This window comes from Limnohabitans sp. JirII-31 (genome assembly GCF_002778315.1).
GTDB lineage: Bacteria > Pseudomonadota > Gammaproteobacteria > Burkholderiales > Burkholderiaceae_C > Limnohabitans.
The window spans coordinates 24,153-48,698 of record NZ_NESA01000004.1 but is presented as its reverse complement, the minus strand read 5'-3'; the positions used below and the strand labels follow the sequence as shown (position 1 = coordinate 48,698).

Here is a 24,546-nt window from a genome sequence, read left to right as displayed (position 1 = left end):
TAATCACGCCCGTTATTGAAGCGCTTGAACGCCTGCCACCAACCAACCCAAGCTGCCGTCTTTGGGCTTGGTCATGTTCCAGACTTCGCGGAAGGGGGTGGGGCCCGCAGAAGGCTCTTCACGGATGAGACCAGAGAACTCAACACTGGCCATGTAGAAGGCGCCCGCCTCTTCAATACCCAGCAACTGTGCATCCAGCATCACCACTTCGGTATGGTTGGGCTGACCGCTGGCGGTGGTTTCGCGCTCGGCCAATTGCGCTTTGATTTCTTCCACCATGCTGTCAGTCATCATCGAGCGCAAAGTGCTCACATCGGCACGGTCCCAGGCTTGCTGCAAGGTATGAAAGTTTTGTTTGGCCGCGTTCACAAAACCCACGGTGTCAAAGTCGGCCGGAATGCCCCAAGTCTGACTGCCTGCCAAGCCAGAACCAATGACGGCACCAGAACCTGCGGCACCTGGTGTGTAACGGGGGTCGGTGTCCACTGGGCGAGCCGAGGCATCATTGCCTACGTTTTGTGGGTTGTACTGCGGCATGGTGCGTGGCTCCACAGGAGCGCCAGCACCTTCAAAAGCATAGGGGCTGGTGTTGGCAACCGCAGGTTGGCGACGACGCATGACCATGCCAATCACCATCATGACCACCATAGCGATCAAACCAAACATCAAGAACTGCCCAAACTCAGCACCCAAGCCCATGGAGTGCGCGAGCCAAGCCAAACCCAAACCAGCAGCTAAACCACCCAACATGGCACCCCAAGGTTTACGTTGGGGTTGCGCCACTGGTGCAGGAGCAGCAGGTGCGGCAGGTGTCGCCGCAGGCGCAGCGTTTTGTGTTGGCGTGGCAGGCTTGGCCGCTTCACGTTGTGTGACTTGGTTGGACTGTTGACCGACAGATTTACCACCGCCCAAACGCTTGGCAGCATCGGCTTGCAAACTTGTCAGGGCCAAAGCAATGACCAACACCGTGGACCAAATTTTCATTTTCTTGTCTCCAAAAATTAGGATGCGCTCAGCACTTGATTCCAACATGAAGTGCCACAACCCCGGCGCTCATGTTGTGAAAGTCCACATGGCCAAAGCCATTTTGTTTCATAAGGGATTTCAATTCCTCTTGACCAGGGTGCATGCGAATTGATTCGGCCAAATAGCGGTAACTGGCATCGTCACCTGCGACCAACTTGCCGAGCTTAGGCAAGATGTTGAAGGAGTACCAGTCGTAGGCTTTCTCCAAGGGCTTGGCCACTTTGGAGAACTCCAGCACCAACAATTTGCCGTTGGGTTTGAGCACGCGGCACATCTCTTTGAGTGCTGCATCTTTGTGCGTCATGTTGCGCAAGCCAAAGGCCACGCTCACCACATCAAAGTGGTTGTCAGGGAAAGGCAGTTTTTCGGCATCGCACACCAAGGTGGGCAAGACCGCCCCGTGGTCTAGCAAGCGGTCACGCCCAGTGCGCAACATGGCTTCGTTGATGTCGGTGTGCACCACGCGACCGGTTTTGCCTACTTCTTTGGCAAAGGCCATGGCCAAGTCGCCGGTCCCCCCTGCAATGTCGAGCACTTGGTGGCCTTCGCGCAGGTCAGCCACCATCACGGTGTAGCGCTTCCAGACACGGTGCAGTCCCATGGACATCAGGTCGTTCATGACGTCGTACTTGGACGCCACCGAATCAAACACGCCACGCACATGACGGGCTTTGTCTGTTTCGTCGACCGTTTTAAAACCGAAGTGGGTGCTGCTCATGGTTGTCAATGTTATCAGTGTGAGTGGCCGCAACCGGGACCTGCTGCCTCGGGCATTGGGGCATCACGCGTGACGCCTGCTTCGCCCAAGCGGCGCTCGTAATCGGCCCACAGTTGGTCTTGCTGGGCGCCCAAAAAGTAGAGGTACTCCCACGAAAAGATGCCCGTGTCGTGACCATCGCTGAAGGTGGGTTGCACAGCATAGTTGCCGATCGGTGCCAGCTCGGTCAAGGTGACATCGCTCTTGCCGGTTTGCAACACCTCTTGGCCAGGCCCGTGGCCCTGCACTTCAGCCGAGGGACTGTAGATCCGCATGAGTTCAAACGGAATGCGAAACGACGCACCATCCGAAAAGCTCACCTCCAGCACACGGGTGGCCCCATGCACCGTGATATCTTGCGGGATGGGGGTGTTTTTGTCTAAACCAGCCATGTTTATTCTCCCGCCTCAGACCAACACGCGCTCAATGCCACCGGCATTGGCTTGGGCCACATAGGTGGGCATCCACTGTTCACCCAAAATCTTGCGCGCCATCTCGACCACGATGTAGTCGGCTTCGAGCAAACCGTTTTGCAGGTCATCACCATAACGGGTCAGGCCTTGCAAACAGCTGGGGCAGCTGGTCAAGATTTTGACGTTGCCCGTGGCATCGCCCGTGATGGCACGCAAGGCGGTTTCGTCTTTGCGAATTTCTTCTTCCTTGCGAAAACGCACTTGGGTGGCAATGTCTGGACGAGTCACACCCAAAGTGCCCGACTCGCCGCAACAACGGTCGCTCTTGAGCACGGTGTCGCCCACCAACGACTTGACCGTTTTCATCGGGTCTTGCTGTTTCATCGGGCTGTGACAGGGGTCATGGAACAGGTAGGCCCCTTGCTGGCTGGTGTCGAGCGTGATGTTCTTCTCCAGCAGGTACTCGTGGATATCAACGATGCGGCATCCTGGGAAGATTTTGTCGAACTCGTAGCCCTGTAACTGGTCGTAACAGGTGCCACAGCTCACCACCACCGTCTTGATGTCGAGGTAGTTGAGCGTGTTGGCAACACGGTGAAACAGCACACGGTTGTCGGTGATGATTTTTTCAGCCTTGTCAAACTGCCCGCTGCCGCGCTGCGGATAACCGCAGCACAGATAGCCGGGTGGCAACACGGTTTGCACACCGGCATGCCAGAGCATGGCCTGCGTGGCCAAGCCCACCTGGCTGAACAAGCGCTCTGAGCCACAACCTGGGAAATAGAACACAGCCTCGGTGTCGGAGGTGGTGGTCTTGGGGTTGCGGATGATGGGCACGTAATCTTTGTCTTCAATGTCCAACAAAGCGCGGGCGGTTTTCTTGGGTAAACCGCCTGGCATTTTTTTGTTGATGAAGTGAATCACCTGCTCTTTGATGGGCGCAGCCCCCACCGTGGCTGGGGGTGAATTGGTTTGTTTGCGCGCCACCAGTTTCAGCACATCGTGGGCCACACGTTGCAGCTTCATGCCCACACCCACCATGCCGGCACGGACCAACTTGATGGTTTCCGGGTTGGTGGCGTTGAGCATCAACATGGCAGCCGCATTGCCAGGACGGAAAGTCTTTTGACCCATCTTGCGCAACAAGTTGCGCATGTTCATGGACACATCACCAAAGTCAATATTGACCGGACAAGGTGTCAAACACTTGTGGCACACGGTGCAGTGGTCAGCCACGTCTTCAAACTCTTGCCAGTGCTTGATCGACACACCACGGCGGGTTTGTTCTTCGTACAGAAAAGCTTCTGCAAGCAACGACGTCGCCAAAATTTTGTTGCGCGGGCTGTAGAGCAAATTGGCACGTGGCACGTGGGTGGAGCACACTGGCTTGCACTTGCCGCAGCGCAAGCAGTCTTTGACGCTGGCGGCAATGGCCCCAATGTCAGACTGCTGCATGATGAGGGACTCATGCCCCATCAAGCCAAAGCTCGGGGTGTAGGCCTGGCTCAAATCAGCGTGACGCAGATTGGCATCAGTGTCGTTGTTGCGCAGCAGTTTGCCTTTGTTGAATCGTCCTTCGGGGTCGACACGTGCTTTGTAGTCGGCAAAAGGTTGCAACTCGGCATCGGTCAAAAATGCCAGCTTGGTGATGCCAATGCCGTGTTCGCCCGAAATCACGCCATTGAGCGAGCGTGCCAAGGTCATGATGCGCGCCACGGCTTCATGCGCGGTTTGCAGCATGGCGTAGTCGTCGCTGTTGACGGGGATGTTGGTGTGCACATTGCCATCGCCCGCATGCATGTGCAAGGCCACCCACACGCGCCCCTTGAGCACGCGTTGGTGAATGGCGTTGCACTCTTCCAAGATCGGCAAGAAAGCCGCCCCGGTGAAGATGTTTTGCAACACAGCGCGAATCTGGGTCTTCCAGCTAGCGCGCAAACTGTGGTCTTGCAAGGGCACGAACAACGCGTCGCAATCGTGCAGCCACTGCTGCCACAGTCCACGCACCTCGGCAATCAGCGAGCGGGCTTGCGTGACACGGTCTTCAAGCAACTCGGGTGAGGCGATGTCCGCCGCGTCGTCGGACTTACCCAAAGGCAGGTTGCCACGGGCAAAGAATTCGTCCAACGCATCGCACAGGGCAATCTTGTTGCGCAACGACAGTTCGATGTTGATGCGCTCGATCCCGTCGGTGTATTCGGCCATACGGGGCAGCGGAATGACCACGTCTTCGTTGATCTTGAAGGCGTTGGTGTGGCGGCTGATGGCAGCGGTGCGTTTGCGATCCAACCAGAATTTTTTACGCGCTTCGGGGCTGATGGCCACAAAGCCTTCGCCGCTGCGCGAGTTGGCCAAGCGCACCACTTCAGAGGTGACGCGCGCCACCGCATCGGCGTCGTCACCGGCGATGTCCCCAATCAACACCATCTTGGGCAAGCCACCGCGTTTGCTCTTGGTGGCATAACCCACCGCACGCAAATAGCGGTCATCCAAATGTTCCAGTCCTGCCAACAACACGCCACTGCGCTTTTGCTCGGCAAACATGAAGTCTTTGATGTCCACAATGCTGGGCACTGCGTCTTTGGCGTTGCCAAAGAACTCCATGCACACCGTGCGGGTGTGCTGGGGCATGCGGTGCAAGATCCAGCGCGCGCTGGTGATCAAGCCGTCACAGCCTTCTTTTTGAATGCCAGGCAAGCCGCTCAAAAATTTGTCAGTGACGTCTTTGCCCAGACCTTCTTTGCGGAACGAGGGTCCCGGAATGTCCAAGCGCTCCTGACGAATCGGGGTTTTGCCATCGGCCTCGAAATACTGCAAGTCAAAGCTGGCAATGTCAGCGTCGTGAATCTTGCCCAGGTTGTGCCCAACGCGGGTGACTTCGAGCCACTGCGCATCGGGGGTGACCATGCGCCAGCTGGCCAAGTTGTCGAGTGCGGTGCCCCACAGCACGGCTTTTTTACCGCCCGCATTCATGGCGATGTTGCCGCCAATGCACGAGGCCTCAGCGGAGGTGGGGTCAACGGCAAACACAAAGCCGGCGCGCTCAGCGGCATCGGCCACGCGCTGCGTGACCACACCGGCTTCGGTCCAGATGGTGGGGACCGGATGGCCTACACCTGGCAAGTCACGCATATCCACGGACGACATGGCTTCGAGCTTTTCGGTGTTGATGACCGCGCTCTTCCAAGTCAAAGGAATCGCGCCACCGGTGTAGCCCGTGCCGCCGCCACGTGGGACGATGGTGAGCCCTAGATCAATACAGTCTTTGACCATCTTGGCCATTTCGGCCTCGGTGTCAGGGGTCAACACCACGAAGGGGTATTCCACCCGCCAGTCGGTGGCGTCGGTCACATGCGACACACGCGACAAACCATCGAATTTGATGTTGTCAGAGGCGGTGTGCTTCTTGAGCAAGCGTTCAGTTTTTTTGCGCAAAGCGGCAATCGCTTCAAATTGAGCGTTGAAGCTTTCAATGGCACGCGAGGCGGCCACCAGCAACTGCCCCACCGAAGCATCACGTTCCGCGTCTTCATTGGGCGTGCGGCGACGCTCCACTTCACCCAAACGATGGTGCAAAGCCTCTACCAGCTGGTGGCGACGCTTGGGGTTGTCCAGCAAGTCGTCTTGCAGGTAGGGGTTGCGTTGCACGACCCAGATATCACCCAACACCTCGTAGAGCATACGGGCCGAGCGTCCGGTACGGCGTTCCTGGCGCAAGCGCAGCAGCAACTCCCAGGCCTCGGCACCCAGCAGACGCAGCACGATTTCGCGGTCGGAAAACGAGGTGTAGTTGTAAGGGATTTCGCGCAGCCGTGGACTCTCTTCGGCCATGGACAGCAAGTGGTTCAGCGAGGTAGGAGCGTTCATTTTGGAGGGTGCGCGAGAGGGGTTTGAATGTTACCGCAGGGTATCTCCCTACGGGTTGTGCGCCATTCAGCGACGCCAGGCTTGGCACATCAGCCATTGGGTGCTGGCAGACACCAGCACCAGGGCACCCCAAGTAACCATCTTGCCGTCCACGCCCCACAGCGCCAGCCCACCCAACAACACGGCCACACCCAACAAACCGTTGGTTAACACTTGCGCACGCATGGACCAAGGCGCTTTGGGCAGGCCCACACGCACCATGGCACGCGCACACAGCGCGCACAGGAGGGCCAAACACCAGGCGGGTGCCATGAAATTGAGGACGTGGAAGAGTTGCTCGTAAGGACCCATCGGTAAATTTTATAATCGACAGTTATGGCAGTCTGGGCTCTTGGCCTCAATCACAACACAGCCCCGCTGGATCTGCGGGGTCGCTTCGCCTTTGCGGTCGATCAAATGGGCCCCAGCCTCACCACGCTGCGCAACACCTTCAGCGGCGAGAGCGAGGTGGCTATTTTGTCCACCTGCAACCGCACCGAAATTTACGGGGCAGGCACGCACCACCAAATGCAACAAACCCTGGCATGGCTGGCCCAATCGGGCGGCGTGCCCATGGCTGCCCTGCAAGGCCACACCTATGAACTGATGGAGAGCGAAGCAGCACGCCATGCGTTTCGCGTGGCCAGTGGCCTGGATTCGATGGTGTTAGGTGAACCACAAATCTTGGGCCAGATGAAGGACGCGGTGCGTGCCGCCTCTGAAGCCGGCGCCCTGGGCACCACCTTGAACCAGCTGTTTCAACGTTCATTTGCAGTGGCCAAAGAGGTGCGCAGCTCGACCGAAATTGGCGCGCACTCCATCAGCATGGCGGCGGCGGCGGTGCGTTTGGCAGGGCAGCTGTTTGAAGACTTGGCTCAAACCAAAGTGCTATTTGTGGGAGCAGGGGAAATGATTGAGCTGTGCGCCACTCACTTCGCAGCCAAGCAACCCAAGTCGTTGGCCATTGCCAACCGCACCCTGGAGCGTGGCGAAAAACTGGCCCTGCAATTTGGCGGCGAGGTGATGCGCTTGTCTGACCTGCCTCAGCGGTTGCATGAATTTGACATCGTGATCAGCTGCACCGCCAGCACCCTGCCTTTGATTGGCTTGGGTGCCGTAGAACGGGCCCTGCGCCAGCGCAAGCACCGCCCCATGTTCATGGTCGATCTGGCCGTGCCACGTGACATCGAGCCTGAGGTCAAGTCACTCGAAGACGCCTACCTCTACACCGTGGACGATTTGTCAGAGGTGGTGCAAACTGGCCAAGCCAACCGCCAAGCAGCGGTGGCCCAAGCCGAAGCCATCATCGATGTGGGCGTACAAAACTTCGCCCATTGGCTGGAGCAACGCAGCAACGTACCGCTGATTCAGCAACTCAACGCCCAAACCGACGAGTGGCGAGACGCCGAACTGGCCCGTGCTCGCAAACTGCTGGCCAAAGGCGATGACGTGGAAGCCGTTCTTGAAGCCCTCTCGCGGGGCTTGACCCAAAAAATGCTGCACGGTGCCATGGCCGAATTGCATGCAGGTGACGTCGAGTCACGTGAACACGCACGCCAGGCCATTGAGCGCTTCTTTTTGCGCAGCAAGCCATGACCTCCCATGTTCATCACCCCATCCGTGCGCCTGCCCTGCCTTGGGTGACGGCAGCCTGATGCCATGAAAGCCTTTCTGCGCGCTCAACTGGAGCGCTACGCGCAACGCCTGGCTGAGCTGGACTTTTTGTTGTCGCGTGAAGACATCATGAAGGACATGACGCAGTTCTTGGCCTTGTCGCGCGAGCACACCGACGTCACCGCAACCGCCGGGCGTTATGCACGCTACCAGCAACGTGAATCTGACCTGCACGCGGCGCAACAAATGCTGCAAGACGGTGCCGATGATCCCGACATGCGGGCCATGGCAGAAGAAGAAGTCACCCACGCCCAAGCCGAGTTGACGCAGCTAGAAACCGAGTTGCAGCGCATGCTGCTGCCCAAAGACCCAGATGATGCACGCCCCGCTTTTTTAGAAATTCGCGCTGGTACAGGTGGCGATGAGTCGGCCCTGTTTGCTGCCGATTTGCTGCGCATGTACACCCGCTACGCAGAGCGTCAAGGTTGGCGCAGCGAACTGGTCAGCGAATCGGCCAGCGACTTGGGCGGCTACAAAGAAGTGGTGGTGAGACTGGAAAGCCCCAGCGGCACAGACGGTGTGTATGGCCAGCTCAAATTCGAATCGGGTGGCCATCGTGTGCAGCGTGTGCCCGCCACCGAAACCCAAGGGCGCATCCACACCAGCGCCTGTACGGTGGCGGTGATGCCCGAACCCGATGAAGCACAAGCGGTGAAGATCAACCCCGCTGACCTGCGCATCGACACCTACCGTGCCAGCGGCGCGGGCGGCCAGCACATCAACAAGACCGATTCGGCGGTGCGTATCACCCACTTGCCCACCGGCATCGTGGCCGAATGCCAAGACGGACGCAGTCAACACAGCAACAAAGCCCAAGCCCTGCGGGTGTTGACAGCACGTATCCAAGAAAAAGAACGCAGCGAACGGGCGGCCAAAGACGCAGCGTTGCGCAAAGGACTGATTGGCAGCGGCGACCGAAGCGATCGCATTCGCACCTACAACTTTCCGCAGGGACGCTGGACGGACCATCGCATCAACCTGACGTTGTACAAGCTCAACCTGATCATGGAGGGCGATTTGGCTGAGCCCTTGCAGGCCTTGCGGCACGCCCATGAAGCCGAGCAATTGCAAGCACTGGACCCGGGCACGCCATGACGTCAGCGAACGTTCAAAGCGCCCTCACCTGGGCTCAACAACAAGGCGTGACGCGTCTGGAAGCCCAAATGCTGTTGTTGCACAGCGTGGGCCGTGACTTGCATGACAGGGTTTGGCTACTCAGCCATGACACCGAAACCCTCGATCCCCTTGCGCACCTGGCTTTTCAGGCGCAGGTGGCGCGCCGCTTGGCGCACGTTCCGCTGGCCTACATCACCGGTCAGAAAGAGTTCTTTGGCCTGTCTTTGCAAGTGGATGCGCGCGTGCTCGACCCCCGCGCGGACACCGAGGTGCTGGTGGAATGGGCCTTGAGTTGCTTGGCCGATATTCCCTCCCCCCAAGTGGTGGACTTAGGCACAGGTAGTGGCGCGATTGCACTGGCCCTCAAGCACAGTCGCTCTGAGGCCCAGGTCTGGGCGGTTGACCTGAGCGCTGACGCCCTGGCTGTGGCACAGGCCAATGCCGATCGGCTGGCCCTGTCTATCACTTGGCGCCAAGGCGCGTGGTGCGCGCCGCTGGGCGAGGCACAGTTTGACGCCATCGTATCTAACCCACCTTATGTGGCGGACCACGACCCGCACCTAGAGCACTTACAGCACGAACCCTTGCAAGCCCTCACTTCTGGCCACGACGGCTTGAACGACATTCGACAGATCGTGCAACAAGCGCGCGCTCATTTGCGCCCCGGCGGCTGGCTGCTGATGGAGCATGGCTTTGACCAAGCCTTGGCCGTACATGATCTGCTGCTCAACGCTGGGTTTGAACAGGTGCAAAGCCGCCCTGACCTTGCGGGCATCTTGCGCTGCACCGGCGGGCGCTGGCCGACAATGAAATAATCTGGTTTTAGTTTGGAGAGTGACGATGAGTGATGTGCAACAACGCATTGATGACCTGGTCAAAAGCAACGAGGTGCTGCTTTTCATGAAAGGCAGCGCCAGCTTCCCGATGTGCGGCTTCTCGGGCCGTGCGATTCAAATTTTGAAGGCCTGCGGTGTTGAGCCCAAAGCCATCAAAACCGTGAACGTGCTGGATGACGCCGAGATTCGCCAAGGCATCAAGGAATACAGCAACTGGCCCACCATTCCGCAGCTCTACGTCAAGGGCGAGTTCATTGGCGGCTCAGACATCATGATGGAGATGTACGAGTCGGGCGAACTGGCCAAAGCCTTGAACGGCTAAAACATCACCTCGCTAGCGAGGCCGCCAGGCCTTGCTGGCTGACAGCACCGCCGTGGGGTAAGCGCTTTGCCCACGGCTGCCGTTGTAGCGGCTCAGTGCCAGCGCCAAATCACCGTGCTCCAAGTTGAGGTAGTGGCGCAAGATCACGCAACCAAAGCGCACATTGGCCTGGGCATGGAACAGCTGACTGGCATCGCCGTCTGACAGCACACGCGTCCAAAACGGCATCACCTGCATGTAGCCACGCGCGCCTGCCCTGCTGATGGCAAATTTTCGAAATCCGCTTTCCACCTGAATCAGCCCCAGCACCCAGGCTGGGTCGAGTCCTGCACGCTGGCTCTCGTACCAGACGGTGTGCAAAAACTCGCGTTGCAAGCTGTCGGCATCCAATTCATGGTTGGGTGTGGCAGAGCTTTGCCCGACGTTTGTCTGGGCGCGCGCACTGGGCGAGCCTCTCGGACGCAGACGCTGTCGCAACACGTTTTGGGTATGCGCCAGCCAGGCTGCAAAGGTTTGCTCAGACTGCACGTCAGTGTGCACAAGTTCAGGTGGGCCTTGCTGCGTGACCGCAGCACTCAAGGCGGTGCGCACTGCGTCAGCCAGCGGTTCTTCACGCTGGGGACCGGCTTGGGCGCACAAAGCCGACAGGGCCAATACGAGAGGGAGCAGTACAGGACGGGTATTTTTCACTCGGTCAGTTTACGCAGGGCATCGTCATATGGCTCAGATGCGAGAACAATGAACACCAACCTTGACCATATTTACCCAGATCAACGCCGTTACTTGCAGCAGATTGCAAAGCAGATAAATACAGAACAGTACAAAATTGCCTTCACCAATTTTCCCGCATAGGAGCTTCTTATGAATCGCATTGGGTTTCTTGTAAGTCTGCTGCTGACCATCAGTTCTGCACACGCAAACGATGCATTGCCGATTTTTGACGCGCACCTGCACTACAGCCACGATGCGTGGGAGCGGATTTCGCCTGAAGAGATCGTGACCATGCTGCGCAAGAACGGAGTACGCCGTGCCATGGTGTCAAGTTCAAGCGATGAGGGCACGCAAAGGCTGTATGCGCAGGCACCTGACTTGATCATTCCTGCATTGCGGCCCTATCGCAATCGCGGCGAAACCAGCACTTGGTTCCGCAGTGACACCATGGTGGCGCACCTGGAGGACCGGCTCAAGCGCTACAAATACGCCGCAATTGGTGAGTTTCATATCTTTGGTGCTGACATGGATTTGCCCATTCCACGGCGCATGGTGCAGTTGGCCAAGGAGCACCAGTTGTTCTTGCATGCGCATTCAGATGCAGATGCTGTCACACGTATTTTTCAGCAAGACCCCGATGCGCGGGTGCTGTGGGCGCATTCGGGTTTTGATACGCCCGCCAAGGTGCGCGAGATGTTGCGCAAGCACAAACACCTGTGGGCCGATTTGGCGTTTCGCAGCGATCATGGCAACGGGGGCAAGGTAGACCCCGAGTGGCGTGCAGCGTTCATGGAGTTTCCTGATCGGTTTTTGGTGGGCACTGACACCTACACGCCGGAACGTTGGTTGTACGTACCTGAGCATGCGCGTTGGTCACGCCAGTGGTTGCAAGACTTGCCACCGCCAGTGGCAGAGCGCATTGCCTACAAAAATGGTGAAGCCTTGTTTGGCCAGATGGTCAAGCCATGATTGCCCCATCCAATCGGGCGGTTGCAACACTTGGCTTGGTACTGCTGTGCTGGGCCAATACAACGTATGCAGGGTGCGAGAAGGGGCCTGACATACAAGTGGCCCAGTCAGGTGAATTGCAAGTGGCGTTTCGCACCACGCCCTCTCCCGTGAAAGTGGGGCAACCTTTTGGGCTGGTAGCAGAGGTGTGTGCGCCACCCGGCGTTGTGGTGTTTGACCTGAAAGTGGATGCGCTGATGCCTGCGCACAAGCATGGCATGAACTACCGGCCCCAGGTGTCGCGCGGCAGTGGGGATCAGTTCCAGGTCACTGGTTTGTTGTTTCACATGCCGGGTCGCTGGCAATATGTGTTTGAGGTGCAAACGTCCAAAGGGGGCGAGACGCTGCGCTTGGATGACAACCTGCGGTAAGGCCATCATGAGCTATGGTTTCTCTGCGCGAATGAACGGCTTGTGGTGGGTATGGCTACTGGTGGCGTTGGTACCTGCGACGCATGCCGCGCCAGCATTCACGCAGGAGGAACGGCAGGCCATCTTGTCGCATGGTCCCTGGCCTTTGAAGCGCGAAAACGATGCATCCAACCGCGTCTCGGGCCAGCCAGCAGCGATTGCGCTGGGCCGCGCACTTTTTTTTGAGGCGCGTCTGTCACCAAGAGCGGACATGTCATGTGCCAGTTGTCACCAACCCGCCCGAGGCTTGGCGGATGGTTTGCCACTGGCGAAAGGCGCTGTCGGTCAATCCCCCTTGGTGCGTCATACGCTAAGTCTGTGGAATGTGGCGCACACGTACTGGCTAGGCTGGGACGGCGGTTCGGACAGCCTGTGGTCGTTCGCGCTTCGGCCTTTGTTGAGCCCTCAGGAGATGGGCGCCACTGCGACGCATGTGGCTGACCTGCTGAGAAGTGATGCCACGCTGGCGCACCAGTACCAACAGGCATTTGGCGTGACACAGCTGTTGCATCCATCGCTCAACGACGCTGATGAGATGCGGCTGGTCAATGCAGCCAAGGCACTGGCGGCCTACATGGAAACCTTGCAGTCAGGCAAAAGCAGCTTTGACCTGTTGCGTGATGCGCTGGCACGCCATGACGCGCGCGCCGCCGCACGTTACCCACCAGCAGCAAGACGGGGCTTGTCGATTTTCATGGGCAAGGGCCAATGCCATGTCTGCCATGTTGGTCCCATGTTTTCGAATGGCGAGTTTCATGACGTGGGGGTACCGTATTTTGTGGCGCGCGGACAGGTGGATGCAGGTCGCCACGCAGGTGTTCGCTTGGTGCGCGAGGACGCGCACAACCGTCTGGGTATCTGGTCTGACGACGTCACACGCGCTTCAGGAGAGCGCACCCGGCACTTGACGGAGCATCACAGCCAATTTGGTCAGTTCAAGGTGCCGTCGCTGCGCAATGTGGCGCGCACGGGGCCCTATATGCACAACGGCAGTCTGGCCACTTTGCAAGATGTGGTGAAACACTACTCAGCACTCAACGAAGAGCGGTTACACCAAGATGGAGAAGCTTTGCTCAAACCCCTGCACTTGAGCGCGCAGGAGGCACATGACTTGGTGGCGTTCTTGGAGACTCTCACCAGTTTGGAGCTATCCCCTCCGAAAGCTATTGATCGCCCCAAGCGACAAGCATCGCACCGATAAGCTATTGCGCAATATCGGAGAAGGACACGCTTGTCACACGCTGAGTTTGGCTTTCACAAAGGCCAGTACATCAGCAGCGGGCACTTTGGTGGCTTCAGGGTCTCGGCGGTTTTGGTATTCCACCAAGCCGTCTTTGAGGCCTTTGTCGCCGATGGTCACGCGGTGCGGTACGCCAATGAGTTCCCAATCGGCAAACATGGCGCCAGGGCGCTCGCCACGGTCGTCCAAGATAACGTCCACACCAGCAGACATGAGGTCTGCATAGAGCTGTTGGGCAGCGGATTTGACCTCTGCACTGCGGTCCATGCCGATGGGGCAGATCACCACCGTGAAGGGGGCAATGGCGTCGGGCCAAATGATGCCGCGCGCGTCATGGTTTTGCTCAATGGCAGCCGCTGGCAAGCGGGTGATGCCAATGCCGTAACAGCCCATCTCCATGAACTGTGGTTTGCCGTTTTCGTCCAGGAATGTGGCGTTCATGGCTTGGCTGTATTTGGTGCCGAGGTAGAACACATGGCCCACTTCGATGCCACGCTCAATGGCCAACACACCTTGCCCGTCGGGGGAAGCATCACCAGCCACCACGTTGCGCAGGTCGGCCACGAGGCTGGGCTCGGGTAGGTCACGGCCCCAGTTGACGCCGGTGTTGTGAAAGTCCACCTCGTTGGCTCCACACACCCAGTTGCTCATCACGGCGACGTCGCGGTCTGCCACCACTTTGAGAGGCTGTTTCAAGTTGACGGGGCCTAAGTAGCCGGGCTTGCAGCCAAAGTGGCCGTCAATTTCGCCAGCGGTTGCAAAACGGAAACCACCCTCAAAGCCGGGTAATTTGCCCACTTTGACTTCGTTCATGTCGTGGTCGCCGCGCAAGAGCAAAAGCCACACTTGCGACTTGACGACTTCGCCTGTGTCGTTGAGCGTGTCCGTCGCCAACACCAGCGATTTGACGGTGGTGTTCAAGGGCACATTCAACAAAGCCGCCACGTCTTCGCAGGTGCTTTTGCCTGGGGTGGCGGTTTTGGTCAGTGCTTGCGACGCAGCACCACGGGCTTGCGCGGGTGCCAGGGCCTCGGCCTTTTCCATATTGGCGGCGTAGCTGCTGGTGGGGCAATAGACGATGGCGTCTTCGCCTGTGGCAGCGATCACCTGAAATTCTTCACTCAAGTCGCCACCAATGGCACCACTGTCTGCAGCCACGGCACGGTATTGCAAACCGAAGCGGTCAAAGATTTGACGGTAGGCCTGCGCCATGACTTGGTAGCTGTCTTTGGCAGCGGTTTGGTCGCGGTCAAAACTGTAGGCATCTTTCATGATGAACTCACGCCCACGCATCAGGCCAAAGCGGGGACGGCGTTCATCACGAAATTTGGTCTGAATTTGGTAGAAGTTTTTGGGCAACTGTTTGTAGCTGCGCAATTCTTGGCGAGCAATGTCAGTCACCACTTCTTCGCTGGTGGGCTGAACCACGAAGTCGCGACCATGGCGGTCTTTGATGCGCAACAACTCAGGGCCCATCTTCTCGAAGCGTCCGGTTTCTTGCCACAACTCCGAAGGTTGGACCACGGGCATGCTGAGTTCAACCGCACCCGCGCGGTTCATTTCGTCGCGCACGATGGCCTCCACCTTGCGAATCACACGCAGGCCCATGGGCATGTAGTTGTAAATGCCAGCGCCCAGTTTCTTGATCAAGCCCGCACGCATCATGAGTTTGTGGCTCACCACTTCGGCGTCGGCGGGGGCTTCTTTGAGGGTGGAGATGAGGAACTGAGAGGCTTTCATATCGGCACAAAAATACGTGATGTCAGAGGGAAATCAGGGTGAGTCCTGAGGTGTGCACAGCAGCTCTGTGCATAATGGACTCAGTTTAAAAAATTTGAGGTTTGATTATGCTTGACCGAGAAGGGTTCAGACCCAACGTCGGCATCATCTTGCTCAACCAGAAAAATCAGGTGTTTTGGGGCAAGCGCATACGCACCCACAGTTGGCAGTTTCCGCAAGGCGGCATTGATCGAGGCGAAACCCCCGAGCAAGCCATGTTCCGCGAACTGCACGAAGAAGTGGGGCTCAAACAAGAGCATGTGCGTATCGTGGCCCGAACCCGCGACTGGTTGCGCTATGAGGTGCCAGACCGGTTCATCCGACGCGATGCGCGCGGCTTTTACAAAGGCCAAAAGCAGATTTGGTTTTTGCTGCAATTGATGGCGCCCGATCATTCATTGAACTTGCGCGCCACCAACCATCCCGAGTTCGACGCTTGGCGCTGGAACGACTACTGGGTGCCACTGGATGTGGTGGTGGAATTCAAACGTGGGGTGTACGAAATGGCGTTGACCGAGCTGTCACGTTATTTACCGCGCCAAGAAGGCCGCAACCGCTATTTGCGCGGAATGAATCACATCCAGCAAGAAATGAATGTGGGCACGAAACAATTTGGCATGTCCATCAGCATAGAGTTGCCACCGGGTGCCAGTTTCGACCCAGACCCTCAGTCTGCACTCAAACAAGGTGATTGAAAAAACTGCGAAGGCCTCAGGCCTTCGTGCCGACTAAGCTCAAACGAGTTTGGTGAGCACCAAGTTGTCGCGGTGCACCATCTCGGCCTCTGCCACATAGCCGAGCAGTTGCTCCACATCCGCAGAGGGCTTGCGGCACAACAAGCGTGCTTCAGCCGCAGCGTAGTTAGCCAGGCCACGGGCCACTTCGTGACCATGAGAATCCAAGATGGCGATCACTTCACCGCGTGAAAAGTCGCCATCCACACCCGTCATGCCAATCGGCAACAAGCTCTTGCCCTCATGCTGCAACTTACCCACAGCGCCATCGTCGATGGTGACGGAGCCGCGCAGTTGCAGGTGGTCGGCCATCCACTGCTTGCGAGCTTGTTGCTTTTGGGTCGGTGCGACCAACAAGGTGCCGATCGCCTCGCCTTGGGTCAAACGAACCAAGGCATCGGGCTCTCGTCCCCAGGCGATCACGGTAGAAGCACCCGAACCTGCAGCGCGCTTGGCAGCCAAAATTTTGGTGATCATGCCACCTTTGCCAATGCTGGAGCCAGCGCCTCCGGCCATGTCTTCCAGTGCAGCATCTCCTGCGCGGGCTTCGTGCACAAACGTGGCAGCTGGGTCGCGGCGTGGATCAGCGGTGTAAAGACCTTTTTGATCGGTCAAGATGATCAAGGCATCGGCCTCTACCAAGTTGGCCACCAAGGCGCCCAAGGTGTCGTTGTCACCAAATTTGATTTCGTCGTTGACCACGGTGTCGTTCTCGTTGATCACCGGCAGAACACCGTGGGTCAACAAGGTCAGCAAGGTGGAACGGGCGTTGAGATAACGCTCGCGGTCCGCCAAGTCGGCATGGGTGAGCAAGACTTGTGCAGAGCCCAAACCGTTTTCGCGCAGCTTGGTTTCGTACATCTGAGCCAAGCCCATTTGCCCTACGGCAGCCGCCGCTTGCAGTTCGTGCAACTCATGCGGACGGCTGGTCCAGCCTAAGCGCTTCATGCCTTCGGCAATGGCACCGCTGGAGACCATGATGACCTCTCGGCCATCGCGCACCAACACGCCCAGTTGACGGCACCACTCACCAATCGCGTGCTCATCCAAGCCACGGCCTTCGTTGGTCACCAGGCTAGAGCCGACCTTGACCACGATGCGACGCGCGTCGCGTAACAAGTGGGTAGAGGTGTGGGTCATGTGAATGAAAGTTAGACCGCGGGATCGACAAAGCGCGGGTCGACATACTCCGGTGGCTGTTCCGACACCTGTTGCGCTTTGATGTGCTTGTAAATTTCTTTGATCAAAGGTTCGCATCCCTCGCGCGTGAGCGCTGAAATTTGAAACACAGGACCTTTGTACTTGAACCGTTTGACGAAGTCAGCCACCACCGCTTCGCGTTCATCAGCGGGCACCATGTCGAGCTTGTTCAAGACCAGCCAACGTGGCTTGTCATACAAGGCTTTGTCGTATTTTTTCAGTTCTGCCACGATGGCTTTGGCTTGCTTGACCGGATCCACACCGTCATCAAACGGTGCAATGTCCACAAGATGCAGCAACAAACGTGTGCGCTGCAAGTGACGCAAGAACTGATGACCCAGTCCGGCACCATCGGAGGCACCTTCGATCAACCCCGGCACATCGGCCACCACAAAGCTCTGCTCTGGCCCCACACGCACCACGCCCAAGTTGGGATGCAAGGTGGTGAAGGGGTAATCGGCAATTTTTGGACGGGCGTTGGAAATGGCGGAGATCAGCGTGGACTTGCCGGCATTGGGCATCCCCAACAAACCCACATCAGCCAACACTTTGAGCTCTAGTTTGAGTTCCTTTTTTTCACCCGGCCAGCCCGGCGTTTTTTGGCGGGGTGCACGATTGATGGCGCTTTTAAAGCGCATATTGCCAAAGCCGCCATCGCCCCCTTTGGCGATGGTGATCACCTCGCCGGGAGTGAGTAACTCGTACAACACATCGCCAGTTTCAGCGTCAGTGATGATAGTGCCCACGGGCATTTTGAGCGTGATGTCTTCCCCAGCGTGTCCAAACATGTCGGACCCCATGCCGTGTTGCCCACGCTTGGCTTCGTGACGGCGTGAAAACCGAAAGTCAACCAGGGTGTTGAGGTTCGGGTCTGCGACGGCAAACACGTGGCCACCTCGACCACCGTCACCGCCATTGGGGCCACCAAACTCTTTGTACTTCTCATGGCGAAACGAGACACAGCCGTTCCCCCCATCACCAGCGGCAATGTCGATATAGGCTTCGTCAACGAATTTCATGGATGTCTTAAAGTAGTAAAGCCCCGACAGGTCGGGGCTTTGTCACAAGTCAGTTCGATGGAATCAAACGGGTGTGATGTTGACCATGTGCTTGTTCAAAGCGCCTTTGACGCCGAACGACACGTGGCCGTCCACCAAAGCGAACAAGGTATGGTCTTTGCCCACGCCGACATTGGTGCCGGGGTGAAACTTGGTACCACGTTGGCGCACGATGATGGCGCCTGCAGTGATCAATTCACCACCGAACGCTTTGACACCGAGCATTTTGGGCTTGGAATCGCGCCCGTTTCGCGTAGAGCCGCCGCCTTTTTTCTGTGCCATGTCAAATGCTCCTTAGCCGTTGATGGAAGCAATCTGCAATTCAGTGAATTGCTGACGATGCCCTTGGCGCTTTTGGTAGTGCTTACGACGACGCATTTTGAAAATGCGCACTTTGTCGTGCTTACCGTGAGACAACACTGTGACTGTGACAGTTGCGCCGGACACCAAGGGTGTGCCGATCTTGAGTTCAGCGCCGTTACCGACTGCCAACACTTGATCGATCACAATCTCTTGGCCAACGTCCGCAGCAATCTGTTCTACTTTAATTTTTTCGCCAGCAGCAACACGATACTGTTTGCCACCGGTTTTTATGACCGCGTACATGTAAGACCTCTAGATAAAATCTGAGTGAACTCTGCGGACGGATTTCCGCAGAGCCAAAAATTATAGCAGCTCTCTGCCTCTTGTGCAGATCAACTAGGCTACGCGCAGTACCATCCCTATAATCAGTAAGCTTTTCATTGGTTTAAGGCCCTACTTGTCGACAGCACCCTCCTCCGCTTTGTCCCTGATTTCTGCCGATATGGCAGAAGTCGACCGCGTCATCGCCCAACGCCTAGATTCTGGCGTGCCATTGGTGGGGCAAGTTTCTCAGTACATCATTTCCGCCGGTGGCAAGCGCATCCGACCTGCGTTGCTATTGTTGATGGCCGGTGCCATCGGCTACACAGCCTCGCAACGCTTTAATTTGGCAGCCGTGGTTGAATTCATTCACACAGCCACTTTGCTGCACGACGATGTGGTAGACGAATCTACATTGCGACGCGGCAGGCCTACTGCAAACGAGTCTTTTGGCAACCCCGCCAGTGTGCTAGTAGGTGATTTTTTATATTCACGCGCTTTCCAAATGATGGTCGATTCAGGCGAAATGCGCGTCATGGAAATATTGGCCGATGCGACCAACGTGATCGCAGAGGGTGAGGTCATGCAATTGATGAATATGCATGACGCATCCTTGGATGAAGCTGGCTATTTGCGCGTCATTCGCTCGAAAACAGCCAAGCTCTTTGAAGCCAGCACCCGCCTAGCCGCAGTGATTGCACAGAGCTCACCCGAAGTGGAGGCCGCATGTGCCGAATACGGACAAGCTCTGGGTACGGCATTTCAAGTGATTGACGATGTGCTGGACTACGATGGCGATGCCCAAGAATTAGGAAAAAATTTGGGGGATGATTTACGCGAAGGCAAAAACACCTTGCCGCTGATCATTGCCATGCAGCGTGGAACGCCACAAGAAAAAGAAACCATTCAACGCGCTATTGAAAATGGCGAAATGGATGGTTTGGACGAAATTATTCAAATCGTTCGTCGCACAGGTGCGCTAGACGCAACCCGGGCCGCTGCAAGCGCTGAAGCAGAACGCGCCATTGCGGCGCTGGGCATATTGCCGAAAGGCCCCTATCAAGAGGCCCTACATGATTTGGCGGCCCAGTTACTGGACCGCCGGAGCTAGTTATTCTTGGGGTGTGGCTGCCACAGCGATCAACGCCGAATCCAAGGTACCGGAAGCCTTCAAAGCTTGCACCCAAGACGGGGAAACACCACGGCCCGTCCAAGTCTGCTCGGGATTGGCAGGATTGCGGTATTTAGGCGCTACTTTCTTACCTGCCAAAGCTCCTTTTTTGGCAACGCGAACAGCTTTGACCTTGGCGGGTTTGACAGTACCCATGGCTTTTGCAATATCAGCAGCAGTGATACCCGCCTCTTTTGCCATTTGAACAATTTTGCCCAGCACTTTGTCATTTGTTTTTGCCATCAAAGCTTTTTCGCGCTTTTCCAAAATTTCACGGTCTTTGCGCAATTTGGCCAATTGAGCGGCTATGGTGGTACGTGCCATGAGTGATCTCCAATAAAAAAATAAATATATATTTAGATTATATACATAATATTTAATTATTCAATAAGATAAAAACCAGCATCAACACCAATGAATTGAATTTAATTCATTGGTGTTGATTTAAAAAATCAGACAAAAATATATCTAACATGGAATTTAAATATCATTTTTGAAAATATGCCATGTCGATAGATACGGGCATGCGGATACAAATACATGCTGTCAGTTACTCAACCACAAGTCGGCAAGGAGCTTTGATATTTTTTTCTTCGCGCTTTTCTTCGCAATATTTCATGGCACGTCGCTCTCCCTCCGCTGACATTTTGATGTGAATCGAACATCGAAAGACCATTTTGTCGCCATCGCTGTGGCTATCAAATGCCGCGGCACAGTGGCTCATTTCCGTCATTTCAGGTTTGAGTTCTTTCCAAACAGAACGCAACGGGTCGGGTAATTCTTTCAGAGGTATGGTGGGGAAAGGTCCTGCATGAACAATACCTACAAGTGAGAAAGCCATCGTCAACGCTGTCAGGAAACGCAAAGCAACTCCTTGGATTGAATGAAAAACGTAATTCATATCTACCTCTTGGTATTTTGTTAAGCCTTATAAATTTTAGGGCCTGGTCTAAGCAGGGTGTGCCTTTAACCTTCTGAGATTGATCGACATCAACTCGCTCAAAGCCAAATACGACTTTGGGTTGATCCGCAAAGTCCTAGCGAGAGAGCGCCCGTGCCATCGCATGCGTTTGTTAAAATTATTCCTGTGAGGTCATGCAGTTCACCTTGCAGCAGACATCGGGGTGTAGCTTAGCCTGGTAGAGCGCTACGTTCGGGACGTAGAGGCCGGAGGTTCGAATCCTCTCACCCCGACCAAATAGTCAAACAAATCCCCTGTTGCGTAAAGGCCAGGGGATTTTTTATGTGAGGTCCACTCGCTCCGCAGCAGCGGTCTGGGCTGAAAAATTCTGTATCACCGATTCAGAATTTGCATGCCAACTCCACCCAAAACCGTGCCGATGTCACCAGACGGCCCAGCAGTCAAAGCACTGGATGATTTGTTCCAGCAAGCATTGCTCAAAGGCGCCTCAGACATTCACATTGAAACCGGAGAAACCGATTTACGCGTTCGCTTTCGCATTGATGGTCTTTTGCGCGTAGTGGCTACGCCGCCCATGAGCTTGCGCGATGCGCTGGTTTCACGCCTCAAAATATTGGCGCGCATGGACATCGCCGAAAAACGATTGCCTCAGGATGGACGAATTCAATATTCCCAGGCAGGGCAATTGGTGGATTTGCGAGTGAGTTCGTTGCCGACTATCCACGGTGAAAAGATGGTGGTACGAGTTTTAAATTTCAGCAAGAAACGACCCAACTTGAGCGATTTGGGTTACGAGATTGATGATCAGGCTCGCTTGTTAGCTGCCATTAAAAGCCCGCACGGTATGGTGCTCATGACAGGCCCGACAGGTTCGGGCAAAACGCTCTCACTCTACAGCTGCCTGGAGTTGTTAAATCGACCAGAAGTCAACATCTCCACCGTAGAGGATCCTTCTGAAATACACCTCCATGGCGCTAATCAGGTCAACATCAATGAACGTGCTGGACTGACTTTTGCACACACTTTGCGAGCTTTGATGCGACAAGACCCGGACGTGATCATGGTGGGAGAGGTTCGTGATTTGGAAACTGCCGAGATTGCCATTCAGGCTGCACAAACCGGGCATCTCGTCTTGTCGACTTTGCACACCAACGACGCCCCAAGCACCTTGGCTCGTTTACGACATATGGGCGTAGAGCCGTTCAATGTGGCAGCGAGCGTGGTGTTGATCACCGCGCAACGCCTGGTCAGACGATTGTGCGAAGCATGCAAAGCGCCCATGGAAGCGTCGCAGACGCAGTTCATTCGGGAAGCATTGACTGCAACACCTCAAACCATGTTTACCCTGGAAGATATTCAAACCCGTCCACTCTTCAAAGCCGTGGGATGCGATGCGTGCGATCAAGGCTACAAAGGACGTGTCGGTATTTTTCAAGTCATGCCCATCAGCGATGCGCTGCAAACCCTGATTTTGGACAACAGCGATGGACAGGCCTTGTCAGCACAAACTGCACGAGAGGGCATCCGCAACTTGCGCCAAGCCGGTTGGCTCAAAGTCTTGCAAGGCCTCACCTCGGCTCAAGAAGTCATGGCCTTGACGCACCATGGCTGATCCCGTCTTTCTTTGGCATGGCCATGACCGCGAGGCCCGCTTGGTCAAGGGCAAGATGCAAGTAGCGACCAAGCAAGAAGTTATTGCCCAACTGCATGCGCAACGCATACGCCCAACACATGTGCGTCGTGAATTCAGTTTGCCCAACTGGTTAAAAACCAGCCCACGCATACGCCCAACAGAGATCACGCGACTGACGCGCCAGCTGGCCACCCTCTTGCAGTCGGGCGTGTCATTGCTGCAAGCGTTCGACATCATTGCGCGGGGGCTGCGTCGCCCGGCCATCAAAGCATTGGTTCAAGATTTGCGACATCAAGTGGAAAGTGGCATGGCTTTGAACCACGCACTACGCCGTCATGTGGTGTTTGACCCTTTGTTTTGCAACTTGGTCGCTGCCGGTGAAATGTCGGGCATGCTCGACACCATGCTGAGTCGCTTGGCACAGCATCGCGAAAAATCAGACGCCTTGCGCACAACCCTGCGTTCAGCTTTGGTCTATCCATGTGCGGTGCTCGTGATAGCCTTGGCCGTCATGGTATTTCTCTTGTCGTTTGTGGTGCCTGCGTTTCAAAACATCTTTGCGTCGTTTGACGCAGAGTTACCCGCATTGACGCGTGGTGTGATCAAACTCAGCCAGGTCTGGCAGCAACACGGGGGAATACTTGTTGTTTTGTGTGCTTTAGTGATTTGGGGGACACAGCATCTGGTGCGCCATCGTCCCACACTGACATGGCATTGGCATGCCCTTGCACTGCGACTACCCGTGCTGGGCCGCTTGGTTCACCATGCCTGCTTGGCACGCTGGACACGCACACTCGCCACCTTGTTTGCAGCAGGTATCACGCTGACAGATGCACTGGAAGCCATCCAAGGTGTCACCGGGCATCTGCATTACCAGGCTGCCACTCAGTCGATTCGTGATGAACTGATGCACGGCAGCTCGCTGGCCCAAGCCATGAGTAAAAATGGGCGTTTGTTTTCACCAATGACTGTGCAAATGTGTGCCATTGGTGAAGAGTCTGGCTCGCTCGATCAGATGCTGGACAAAACCGCCACTTACTATGAGCACGAGGTGAGTGCCGCCGTGGCGCGCTTGTCCACGCTGCTGGAACCATTCATCATGGTGGTCTTGGGTGTGCTGATTGGTGGCATGGTGGTGGCCTTGTATTTACCTATTTTTCAACTGGGACAAGTGGTGTGACAGAACTTAATTTTGGATCAGGTGTTTTGGTCGTCATCTTGGGCATCCTCGTCGGCAGTTTTACGAATGTGCTCATTCATCGGCTGCCCCTGATGGTGATGAACCCCGTGGAATCAACACACGACGCTGCACCACGCTATGACATTTGCCAACCCGCATCACATTGCCCGCAATGCCACACGCCCTTGCGGGCGTGGCACAACATTCCACTCTTGAGCTTTCTCTGGCTCAGAGGACGTTGCAGTTTTTGCCAGCATCCCATTGGCTGGGTGTATCCAGCCATTGAAGCCGCAACAGGTTTGTTGTGGCTGGCCTGCGCCTGGCGCTGGGGCTTGACCCTCAACGCCTTGTGCTGGGCCTGGTTTGGCACCAGCTTGTTGGCCATGGCTGTGATCGATTGGCAAACGACATTGCTGCCCGACGACTTGACCCAAACCTTGCTATGGGCAGGGTTGATCGCCAGCGCCAATCACTGGGTCGCAATGCCGCTTGAAGATGCCGTCTGGGGCGCTGTGGCCGGCTATGCCTCGCTGTGGTCGGTTGCCTATGTCTTTGAGCAACTCACACACAAAGAAGGCATGGGAGCAGGTGACTTCAAACTACTGGCGGCACTGGGGGCTTGGCTTGGCCCCCTGGCTCTGATTCCCCTGGTGTTGTTGGCCAGCACCGCAGGAGTTGTGGTGGGCTTGGTACTGAAAACACACAACAAATTGCACGAAGGTGGCTACCTGCCATTTGGTCCGTTCCTCGCTATCGCTGGAGGTCTATTGGCGTTTTGCGGCAGTGAACGTGTCATGCGCTTGATCGGTTGGTAAGCAGGCCCCAT

25 protein-coding genes and 1 tRNA gene are annotated in these 24,546 nt (G+C 56.3%); 13 read left to right on the top strand and 13 right to left on the bottom strand.

Going from position 1 to position 24,546, the window contains the following annotated elements:
* Positions 1-12: 12 nt before the first annotated feature.
* From B9Z41_RS06800 to B9Z41_RS06780, 5 genes are all read right to left on the bottom strand, one after another.
* On the bottom strand, positions 13-984 hold the full coding sequence (locus B9Z41_RS06800; protein ID WP_100146300.1) for a Tim44 domain-containing protein: 972 nt from the start codon (positions 982-984) through the stop codon (positions 13-15).
* A gap of 28 nt (positions 985-1,012) precedes the next feature.
* On the bottom strand, positions 1,013-1,744 hold the full coding sequence (ubiE, locus tag B9Z41_RS06795; protein WP_100146299.1) for a bifunctional demethylmenaquinone methyltransferase/2-methoxy-6-polyprenyl-1,4-benzoquinol methylase UbiE: 732 nt from the start codon (positions 1,742-1,744) through the stop codon (positions 1,013-1,015).
* A 14-nt stretch (positions 1,745-1,758) separates the two neighbouring features.
* Positions 1,759-2,175: a gamma-butyrobetaine hydroxylase-like domain-containing protein gene (locus B9Z41_RS06790; protein WP_100146298.1), complete on the bottom strand. Its 417-nt coding sequence runs from the start codon at positions 2,173-2,175 to the stop codon at positions 1,759-1,761.
* A gap of 15 nt (positions 2,176-2,190) precedes the next feature.
* Positions 2,191-6,063, bottom strand: a complete 3,873-nt coding sequence (locus B9Z41_RS06785) for an FAD/FMN-binding oxidoreductase (RefSeq protein WP_100146297.1) — start codon at positions 6,061-6,063, stop codon at positions 2,191-2,193.
* Positions 6,064-6,129: 66 nt separating this feature from the next.
* On the bottom strand, positions 6,130-6,414 hold the full coding sequence (locus B9Z41_RS06780; RefSeq protein WP_100146296.1) for a hypothetical protein: 285 nt from the start codon (positions 6,412-6,414) through the stop codon (positions 6,130-6,132).
* 24 nt (positions 6,415-6,438) lie between these two features.
* Between B9Z41_RS06780 and hemA the strand changes: the two genes are divergently transcribed.
* The 4 genes from hemA to grxD all read left to right on the top strand — a co-directional run bounded on the left by hemA (position 6,439) and on the right by grxD (position 10,050).
* On the top strand, positions 6,439-7,698 hold the full coding sequence (gene hemA / locus B9Z41_RS06775) for a glutamyl-tRNA reductase (protein WP_100146295.1): 1,260 nt from the start codon (positions 6,439-6,441) through the stop codon (positions 7,696-7,698).
* A gap of 63 nt (positions 7,699-7,761) precedes the next feature.
* Positions 7,762-8,871, top strand: coding sequence for a peptide chain release factor 1 (gene prfA / locus B9Z41_RS06770; protein ID WP_100146294.1), 1,110 nt, complete (start codon positions 7,762-7,764; stop codon positions 8,869-8,871).
* On the top strand, positions 8,868-9,707 hold the full coding sequence (gene prmC, locus B9Z41_RS06765; protein ID WP_100146293.1) for a peptide chain release factor N(5)-glutamine methyltransferase: 840 nt from the start codon (positions 8,868-8,870) through the stop codon (positions 9,705-9,707). The genes prfA and prmC overlap by 4 nt, the downstream gene beginning before the upstream one ends.
* 25 nt (positions 9,708-9,732) lie before the next feature.
* On the top strand, positions 9,733-10,050 hold the full coding sequence (grxD, locus tag B9Z41_RS06760; protein WP_100146292.1) for a Grx4 family monothiol glutaredoxin: 318 nt from the start codon (positions 9,733-9,735) through the stop codon (positions 10,048-10,050).
* 12 nt (positions 10,051-10,062) lie between these two features.
* Here grxD and B9Z41_RS06755 read toward each other — a convergent pair whose 3' ends face one another.
* Positions 10,063-10,740, bottom strand: a complete 678-nt coding sequence (locus B9Z41_RS06755; protein WP_100146291.1) for a lytic transglycosylase domain-containing protein — start codon at positions 10,738-10,740, stop codon at positions 10,063-10,065.
* A 171-nt stretch (positions 10,741-10,911) separates the two neighbouring features.
* Here B9Z41_RS06755 and B9Z41_RS06750 point away from each other — a divergent pair, with 171 nt between their 5' ends.
* The 3 genes from B9Z41_RS06750 to B9Z41_RS06740 are packed head-to-tail and all read left to right on the top strand — an operon-like array spanning position 10,912 to position 13,380.
* Positions 10,912-11,730 (top strand): amidohydrolase family protein, encoded by an 819-nt coding sequence (locus B9Z41_RS06750; RefSeq protein ID WP_100146290.1) that lies wholly within the window; start codon positions 10,912-10,914, stop codon positions 11,728-11,730.
* A complete protein-coding gene (locus B9Z41_RS06745; protein WP_100146289.1) occupies positions 11,727-12,140 on the top strand; it encodes a hypothetical protein in 414 nt (137 codons plus the stop codon). Before B9Z41_RS06750 ends, B9Z41_RS06745 begins: the two co-directional genes overlap by 4 nt.
* 7 nt (positions 12,141-12,147) lie before the next feature.
* Positions 12,148-13,380 carry a cytochrome-c peroxidase gene (locus B9Z41_RS06740; RefSeq protein WP_158236147.1) on the top strand — a complete coding sequence of 411 codons (1,233 nt, stop codon included), beginning with the start codon at positions 12,148-12,150 and terminating at the stop codon, positions 13,378-13,380.
* 33 nt (positions 13,381-13,413) lie between these two features.
* Here the strand turns inward: B9Z41_RS06740 and B9Z41_RS06735 are convergent, their stop codons facing one another.
* A complete protein-coding gene (locus B9Z41_RS06735) occupies positions 13,414-15,159 on the bottom strand; it encodes a proline--tRNA ligase (protein ID WP_100146287.1) in 1,746 nt (581 codons plus the stop codon).
* A gap of 107 nt (positions 15,160-15,266) precedes the next feature.
* Between B9Z41_RS06735 and B9Z41_RS06730 the strand changes: the two genes are divergently transcribed.
* Positions 15,267-15,893, top strand: coding sequence for an RNA pyrophosphohydrolase (locus tag B9Z41_RS06730; RefSeq protein WP_100146286.1), 627 nt, complete (start codon positions 15,267-15,269; stop codon positions 15,891-15,893).
* A 39-nt stretch (positions 15,894-15,932) separates the two neighbouring features.
* On the opposite strand, the gene proB is transcribed toward B9Z41_RS06730, so the two are convergent.
* The 4 genes from proB to rplU all read right to left on the bottom strand — a co-directional run bounded on the left by proB (position 15,933) and on the right by rplU (position 18,796).
* Positions 15,933-17,072 carry a glutamate 5-kinase gene (gene proB / locus B9Z41_RS06725; protein ID WP_100146285.1) on the bottom strand — a complete coding sequence of 380 codons (1,140 nt, stop codon included), beginning with the start codon at positions 17,070-17,072 and terminating at the stop codon, positions 15,933-15,935.
* 11 nt (positions 17,073-17,083) lie between these two features.
* Positions 17,084-18,151 (bottom strand): Obg family GTPase CgtA, encoded by a 1,068-nt coding sequence (gene cgtA, locus B9Z41_RS06720; protein WP_100146284.1) that lies wholly within the window; start codon positions 18,149-18,151, stop codon positions 17,084-17,086.
* A 63-nt stretch (positions 18,152-18,214) separates the two neighbouring features.
* Complete coding sequence (rpmA, locus tag B9Z41_RS06715) at positions 18,215-18,472, bottom strand: 50S ribosomal protein L27 (protein WP_100146283.1); 258 nt, start codon at positions 18,470-18,472, stop codon at positions 18,215-18,217.
* Between the two features lie 12 nt (positions 18,473-18,484).
* The gene (gene rplU / locus B9Z41_RS06710) at positions 18,485-18,796 is read right to left on the bottom strand and encodes a 50S ribosomal protein L21 (protein WP_100131651.1); all 312 of its coding nucleotides are present in this window, start codon (positions 18,794-18,796) and stop codon (positions 18,485-18,487) included.
* Between the two features lie 199 nt (positions 18,797-18,995).
* On the opposite strand from rplU, the gene B9Z41_RS06705 reads away from it, so the two are divergent.
* Positions 18,996-19,925 carry a polyprenyl synthetase family protein gene (locus B9Z41_RS06705; RefSeq protein WP_100146282.1) on the top strand — a complete coding sequence of 310 codons (930 nt, stop codon included), beginning with the start codon at positions 18,996-18,998 and terminating at the stop codon, positions 19,923-19,925.
* On the opposite strand, the gene B9Z41_RS06700 is transcribed toward B9Z41_RS06705, so the two are convergent.
* Entirely contained in the window at positions 19,926-20,309 is a 384-nt protein-coding gene (locus B9Z41_RS06700; RefSeq protein ID WP_100146281.1) for an H-NS family nucleoid-associated regulatory protein, read from the bottom strand.
* Positions 20,310-20,535: 226 nt separating this feature from the next.
* Positions 20,536-20,886: a hypothetical protein gene (locus tag B9Z41_RS16925; RefSeq protein WP_143474164.1), complete on the bottom strand. Its 351-nt coding sequence runs from the start codon at positions 20,884-20,886 to the stop codon at positions 20,536-20,538.
* A 219-nt stretch (positions 20,887-21,105) separates the two neighbouring features.
* Between B9Z41_RS16925 and B9Z41_RS06690 the strand changes: the two genes are divergently transcribed.
* The 4 genes from B9Z41_RS06690 (at position 21,106) to B9Z41_RS06675 (ending at position 24,535) form a co-directional block, all read left to right on the top strand.
* Positions 21,106-21,182 (top strand) — tRNA-Pro (locus B9Z41_RS06690).
* A 116-nt stretch (positions 21,183-21,298) separates the two neighbouring features.
* On the top strand, positions 21,299-22,519 hold the full coding sequence (locus B9Z41_RS06685) for a GspE/PulE family protein (protein WP_100146279.1): 1,221 nt from the start codon (positions 21,299-21,301) through the stop codon (positions 22,517-22,519).
* The gene (locus B9Z41_RS06680; protein WP_100146278.1) at positions 22,512-23,720 is read left to right on the top strand and encodes a type II secretion system F family protein; all 1,209 of its coding nucleotides are present in this window, start codon (positions 22,512-22,514) and stop codon (positions 23,718-23,720) included. Before B9Z41_RS06685 ends, B9Z41_RS06680 begins: the two co-directional genes overlap by 8 nt.
* The gene (locus B9Z41_RS06675; RefSeq protein ID WP_233202570.1) at positions 23,717-24,535 is read left to right on the top strand and encodes an A24 family peptidase; all 819 of its coding nucleotides are present in this window, start codon (positions 23,717-23,719) and stop codon (positions 24,533-24,535) included. The genes B9Z41_RS06680 and B9Z41_RS06675 overlap by 4 nt, the downstream gene beginning before the upstream one ends.
* Positions 24,536-24,546: the final 11 nt, after the last annotated feature.